General features: G+C 42.1%; 2 protein-coding genes. One reads left to right on the forward strand and one right to left on the reverse strand.

Annotated features, from left to right (window positions below):
- Window positions 1–18 precede the first annotated feature (18 nt).
- The gene (gene tnpA, locus JUI58_RS27855; protein WP_204105368.1) at window positions 19–495 is read right to left on the reverse strand and encodes an IS200/IS605 family transposase; all 477 of its coding nucleotides are present in this window, start codon (window positions 493–495) and stop codon (window positions 19–21) included.
- 16 nt (window positions 496–511) lie between these two features.
- Between tnpA and JUI58_RS18910 the strand changes: the two genes are divergently transcribed.
- The gene (locus JUI58_RS18910) at window positions 512–1,882 is read left to right on the forward strand and encodes an IS200/IS605 family accessory protein TnpB-related protein (RefSeq protein ID WP_204105369.1); all 1,371 of its coding nucleotides are present in this window, start codon (window positions 512–514) and stop codon (window positions 1,880–1,882) included.
- The last annotated feature ends 17 nt before the right edge of the window (window positions 1,883–1,899 follow it).

The raw sequence follows: 1,899 nt of genomic DNA on the forward strand, positions 1-1,899 counted from the left end.
AAAAATGCGCCGCGCATCCTACGATTCAGTCCGACAGGACGAATCGCTAGTTAGCGGCGCGGGTTGTTTAAGTCGCCCCGGTTCGTCTTGGTTCTGAATGTATCGCAGCAAAGTTTCAATATTCGCTCGACCTCCAACAGAAATACAACAGTAAGAACGCGACCAAAAATAAGGCTTCCAAAAGAAAGGCTTCAAGTGTTCTACGTACTCAGCACGAATGCGACGAGAAGAGACAGACTTCATATTCTTAATTAAATTAGCAGGTGCAACCGTAGGACAAGTTTCTATAAGTAAGTGAACATGGTCGGACTCACCCCCAAACTCTACCAATCTACTATCCCATTTGGTCAATAAATCTCGAAATATCTCTTCGAGTCGCACAAGAATGTCAGCAGTGATGCACTTGTGACGATACTTGACTGACAACACAATATGATAAAAAATTCGATAAGCACTGTGGTTTTTGGTGTTTAGCGTGTTATAATCAACTGACATGAGCAATAATAGCAATATGGCTAACTCGATTGTACGCACAGATAGATGGGGATTGCAACCCACACCAGAACAGCGTAAATATTTGCGGCTAACCCAAAATATTTATCGTCAATTCGTTCGCGGATTGATTGGTGTAGTCTATACTCATTACTCGCACATTAACAGCGCAGAAAGTTCTTGTGCGGCAACCGAGAAACTCATTCATAAAACCAAAAAGAATCCCAACCCCAAATACGCTTATTTTGACCGCAAATTCTACAAGTTTCCCTCTTATTTAAGACGGGCAGCTATCGAATTTGCAATTGGTCAAGTTTCCTCATTCATTACACGATATTCGTCTTGGCAATCAGGACAAAGAAAAAGAAAAGATGCACTGCCTCCTAGATTAAACGGTAAAACGAATGTGTACGCCGTTTTGTATAAAGGGCAGTGCATTAAGTTTAATGATGAGTTGTCTGAAGCAAAAATCAAGGTTTTCAATGGTTCGGATTGGATTTGGATAACCGTTAAAATTGTTTCCAAACGAGAGCGACATCTTGACTCTGACAACAAACAATTATCGCCAACATTAATTGTTGGCGATAAATCAGTTTGCTTATCCGTTCCATTTAAAGTCAAGACAACCCCCCTAAATCCCCCCACTGGGGGGACAGAGGGGGGAAAAGTCGTAGCCATTGATGTTGGTATCAATACTTTAGCGACTGCAACAATTGTCAGTTCTGACGGCACTGTGACTGCAAGAGAATTCTTTCATCCAGCAGCCGATATAGACCGTCGTGACAAACGATTGCAGTCAATACGTCATAAAGCCAAACTAACTGTTGGCTCTGGGGGAAAACTCCCTCCTAGATTTTGCCAAAAAACTTACTCGAAGTGTCACCGAATCAACAAAGAAATTGCCCAACAAATTTCTCTTCAAATTGTTAATTTGGCTTTGATTTATGGTGCAAACGTTATTGTTTTTGAAAACCTTAAAGGTTGGCGACCCAAAGGGGGAAGAAAGCGCTCAAATCTCAAACAAAAATTTCATGGTTGGTTGCATCGTTGGTTGGTACAATTAACTACGGAAAAGTTTGAAGAATTAGGTGGAAAAGTCGAGTTAGTTTACCCAAGAGGGACTTCTTCTTGGGCTTATGATGGTTCGGGAAAAGTGAAGCGCTCGAAAACTAATTATGCCAATGCTCAATTTACTTCTGGTAAGCAATATAATGCTGACCTCAATGGCAGCCAGAACATTGGTGCGAGATATTGGGCTTGGAAACGCAAACTGGCGCACAGAAATGGTCGTCAGTTGTCTGATGGCAAAAGCTCCTCAGACAAACGGAGAATACCCGTCACTCTCTCTACGTTATGGGAGAGTGAAGCCCCTCATCTATCCGAAGGATGATGAGCGGGTGTATTCAC

Source organism: Spirulina sp. CCY15215 (assembly GCF_016888125.1).
Taxonomy (GTDB): domain Bacteria; phylum Cyanobacteriota; class Cyanobacteriia; order Cyanobacteriales; family Spirulinaceae; genus CCY15215.